The organism is Alistipes sp. HGB5 (assembly GCF_000183485.2).
GTDB lineage: Bacteria > Bacteroidota > Bacteroidia > Bacteroidales > Rikenellaceae > Alistipes > Alistipes finegoldii.
The window spans coordinates 1-4,028 of the sequence record NZ_AENZ01000056.1 but is presented as its reverse complement, the minus strand read 5'-3'; the positions used below and the strand labels follow the sequence as shown (position 1 = coordinate 4,028).

Annotated in this window: 5 protein-coding genes; all 5 read left to right on the top strand. The window is 58.1% G+C overall.

Features of this window, described 5'->3' with window-relative positions:
* Window positions 1-324: 324 nt before the first annotated feature.
* Window positions 325-543, top strand: a complete 219-nt coding sequence (locus tag HMPREF9720_RS09670) for a helix-turn-helix domain-containing protein (RefSeq protein WP_014775174.1) — start codon at window positions 325-327, stop codon at window positions 541-543.
* 117 nt (window positions 544-660) lie between these two features.
* Window positions 661-1,164, top strand: a complete 504-nt coding sequence (locus HMPREF9720_RS09665) for a CvpA family protein (RefSeq protein ID WP_014775175.1) — start codon at window positions 661-663, stop codon at window positions 1,162-1,164.
* 3 nt (window positions 1,165-1,167) lie between these two features.
* Window positions 1,168-2,088 carry a ribosome small subunit-dependent GTPase A gene (gene rsgA, locus HMPREF9720_RS09660; RefSeq protein WP_009598123.1) on the top strand — a complete coding sequence of 307 codons (921 nt, stop codon included), beginning with the start codon at window positions 1,168-1,170 and terminating at the stop codon, window positions 2,086-2,088.
* Entirely contained in the window at window positions 2,069-2,752 is a 684-nt protein-coding gene (locus HMPREF9720_RS09655) for a TrmH family RNA methyltransferase (RefSeq protein WP_009598121.1), read from the top strand. Before rsgA ends, HMPREF9720_RS09655 begins: the two co-directional genes overlap by 20 nt.
* A gap of 2 nt (window positions 2,753-2,754) precedes the next feature.
* The gene (locus tag HMPREF9720_RS09650; protein ID WP_009598124.1) at window positions 2,755-3,957 is read left to right on the top strand and encodes an aspartate aminotransferase family protein; all 1,203 of its coding nucleotides are present in this window, start codon (window positions 2,755-2,757) and stop codon (window positions 3,955-3,957) included.
* The last annotated feature ends 71 nt before the right edge of the window (window positions 3,958-4,028 follow it).

Below are 4,028 nucleotides of genomic sequence, written 5' to 3'. Positions count from 1 at the left end.
AGTGCAAGAAATTTTCTGAATAAGTTTTTTTTCATAGTAATGAAGAATTGAAATGGAATTGTTTTTTGTGTTGACGCATTAGTTATCAATAGAGTGACGTATCTATTTTTTTTCGGTTACGGGTACATGAACATCGGTAGAGCGACGCATACTCTACCGGTCTTGTTATCCGTTAATTATCAATAAAGTGACGCATTCCTTATTATCCGTGTGACGCATTATTTTTCAGTAATATTGGATAAATCATGGTATCATATATGATACGCATGGTGCAAATATATATATAAAAATTTGCACAACAAAATTTTTATCCAAATTTTTGAAATGGGAGTTGTTTATGAGGAGGAGGTATCCTATATCTCCTCTAGGATCAGAGAGTTGAGGAGGGAGAGGCGTCTGACGGTACAGGAACTCGCATACCGTTGCGACATGGAAAGATCCAATTTGAGCCGTATCGAAGCGGGACGCACGAACCTTACGGTCAAAACGATGTGTATCATATGTAACGCGTTGAATGTGAGCTTGAGGGAGGTCATTCGGTAACAGAGATATACCTATATTTATATATTTCCGTGCCGTTGCAAGAAGAGTTCTTTTTTTAGGCTGTTTAGGTAAATTGTCGTATATTTACCAACCAAATGAAATAAGAACCCGCTGTTTGTGAATACAATCGATTTGATCGTCTGCCTTATTCTGGCATTGGCCGTATGGAACGGCTGGCGCCAAGGCTTTGTCATGCAGATATGTTCGCTGGCCGGTATCGTCGCAGGTATCTGGCTGGCTTCACGTTACGGCGTTTATGTCGGGGCGTGGCTGAAGCTGGACGCAACGGTCTCCGCGGCCGGCGGATTCGTCGTGGTCCTGCTGGCCGTGATTCTTCTGGTGGCCGTTGCCGGACGGCTGGTACGCAAGTTGTTTCACTTCGCGGGGTTCGGAATCCCCGACATCGTGCTGGGCATCGCGGTGTCGGTGCTGAAATACATGCTGGTGCTGAGCGTATTGTTCTCGGCGTTCGATTCGCTCAACGAGGATTACACGCTCGTCGGACCGCAAACGATCGAGAAATCGAAGAGTTACAAACCCGTCATGCGCCTGTCCGAAGCCGTTTTCCCCTTCTTGGAATGGGTCGGCGAGCAGGTGCCGCAGGAACAAAACCAGGATTAGCCGATGGAAAAACGATTCACCGGAACAGTGGTGCGCGCCACCGGAAGCTGGTACGACGTTCTGCACGACGGCGCGGTCGTCCGCTGCCGTATCCGGGGCCGGCTGCGGCTGCGGGGCGTACGTTCGACCAATCCGGTCGTGGTGGGCGACGAAGTGACCTGCGAGGCCGACGCAGGGGGCGATTACGTCATCTGCGACATTTCGCCCCGCCGCAACTACGTCATCCGCCGGGCGTCGAACCTCTCGAAGGAGTCGCATATCATCGCGGCCAACGTCGATCAGGCTCTGCTGATGGCGACGCTGCGTTCGCCCGAAACCGCCACGGAGTTCGTGGATCGCTTTCTGGTGACCTGCGAAGCCTATAAGGTCCCCGTTACGATCCTGCTCTCGAAAATCGACCTGCAGGACCCGCAGGCCGTCGCAGACTTTCATGCCGTGTACGAAAGCGCCGGATACCGTGTCATGGAGGTCTCCTCCGCCACGGGCGAAGGCGTCGGTGCGGTACACGAGCTGCTCAAAGGGCGTACGACCCTCGTTTCGGGCAATTCGGGCGTCGGAAAATCGACGCTCATCCGCGCCATCGACCCCTCGCTGGACATCCGTACGGGCGAAATCTCCGAAAGCCACCACAAGGGACGGCACACGACGACCTTTTCGACGATGTATCCGCTGGCCGAAGGCGGCGCGGTGATCGACACGCCGGGCATCAAGGGTTTCGGGCTGATCGACATCGACGATGCCGAGTTGTGGCATTACTTCCCCGAAATGATGCGCACGGCCCCCGACTGCCGGTTTTACAACTGTACCCACACCCACGAACCGGGATGTGCGGTGGTCGAAGCCGTCGAACGGGGGCAGATCGCCTATCCCCGCTACGAAAGTTACCTCAAAATACTCGATGAAGATGAAAAATACCGCAAATAAGGGTGCTGAATGGTACGCCGAACGTATCGCCTGCCTTGCGGAGTTCACGACCTCCGAGCGTTATGAAGTACTCCGCCGCACGGTCGCCATGCGTACGCGATACATGACCGTGCTGGCCGAGAATATGTACCACGGGCAGAACGCCGCCGCCCTGATCCGCCACTGCGAGGCGTTCGGCGTGCAGGAGATGCACACCGTCGAGACGCTGTGCCGCTTCGAACCCAATCCCGACATCGTGCGCGGCACCGACCAATGGGTCGATGTCCGGCGTCATCCCTCGACGGGAGAAGCCCTCGCCGCACTGCGCAGTGCGGGATACCGCATCGTTGCGACGACGCCCCACCGCGAAGACGTGACGCCCGAAACGTTCGACGTCGCCGCAGGGCCTTTCGCACTGGTTTTCGGCACCGAACACGCCGGAATCTCGGACGAGGTGATCGCCGGAGCCGACGAATTCCTGCGCATCCCGATGTGCGGCATGGTCGAGAGCCTGAATGTTTCGGCGTCGGCCGCGATCCTGATCTACATGCTCTCCGAGCGGATGCGGCTCACGGTCGGGGAGTGGCGCATGACCGACGCGCAGCAGGCCGAGACCCTCTTCGGCTGGATGCGCCGCAGCGTGAAGGATGCGGACGCGATATTGCAGCGGAAATTCAAAGATTGACAATGAATACCATTTTACGCAAACAATTTCTGGCTCACGTGGGCCAGACTTCGCCGTCGCCGATGCTCGTCGAAGTCGAACGCGCCGAAGGGACGTTTTTCTACACGCCCGAAGGCAAGCGTTACTACGACTTGGTGGCGGGCGTCTCGGTGAGCAACGTCGGTCACTGCAATCCCGCCGTGGTGCGGGCCGTGCAGGAGCAGGCGGCGCGCTATATGCACGTGATGGTCTACGGCGAGCTGGTCGAGACGCCGCAGGTGGAATATGCCTCGAAGCTCGCGTCGCTGCTGCCCGGAGAACTCGAAAGCGTCTATTTCGTCAATTCGGGGGCCGAAGCGGTCGAGGGCGCTTTAAAGCTGGCCAAGCGTTTCACGGGCCGCACGGAGCTGATCTCCATGCGCCGCGCCTACCACGGTTCGACCCACGGTTCGATGAGCATGATGGGGGCGCCCGAAGGCGAGGAGTGGAAAGGGGCGTTCCGGCCCCTGCTGCCCGACGTGCAGGCGATCGAATTCAACGATTTCGATGCGCTGAACCGCATCACGCGGCGCACGGCCTGCGTGCTGGCCGAACCCGTGCAGGGCGAAGCGGGCGTCCGGACGCCTGCACCGGGCTACCTGGAGGCCCTGCGGCGGCGGTGCGACGAAGCGGGCGCCCTGCTGGTCTTCGACGAGATACAGACCGGCATGGGACGCACGGGGCAATTGTTCGCCATGCTCAAATACGGCGTTACACCCGATATCGTATGCCTGGCCAAGGCGTTCGGCGGCGGTATGCCGCTGGGGGCGTTCGTGGCCAGGCGCGAAATCATGGATACGCTGCAATCCGACCCGGTTCTGGGGCATATCACCACTTTCGGCGGACATCCGGTCTGCTGTGCGGCGGGGCTGGCGGCGTTGAATTATCTGCTGGACAACAAAGTCGTGGAGCAGGCCGAAGCCAAAGGCGCGCTGTACGAGGCACTGCTGGGCAAACACCCCGCCGTGCGCGAAATCCGCCGCAGCGGCCTGCTGATGGCCGTCGAGCTGGGTGAGTCGGCGAAGCTGTACCGCACGATGGAGCTGTTCAAGGAAGCCGGAATCCTGAGCGACTGGTTTCTGTTCTGCGACACGGCGTTCCGCATCTCGCCGCCGCTGACGATCTCGGAAGATGAGGTGCGCGAAAGCGCCGCGCTTATTCGGGAGTGTCTCGACCAGCTGCGGTAGCCGGAACAGGCTGCCAAGACATCCGGCGGGACACGATTGCGCCGGAAAACACAATAAGAAAGAGGGCCTTC

Excerpts from the sequence above, each read along its gene's own strand:
- HMPREF9720_RS09650 (WP_009598124.1), top strand. The coding sequence starts at position 2,755 with ATGAATACCATTTTACGCAAACAATTTCTGGCTCACGTGGGCCAGACT.
- rsgA (WP_009598123.1), top strand. The coding sequence starts at position 1,168 with ATGGAAAAACGATTCACCGGAACAGTGGTGCGCGCCACCGGAAGCTGG.
- HMPREF9720_RS09670 (WP_014775174.1), top strand. The coding sequence starts at position 325 with ATGGGAGTTGTTTATGAGGAGGAGGTATCCTATATCTCCTCTAGGATC.
- HMPREF9720_RS09655 (WP_009598121.1), top strand. The coding sequence starts at position 2,069 with ATGAAAAATACCGCAAATAAGGGTGCTGAATGGTACGCCGAACGTATC.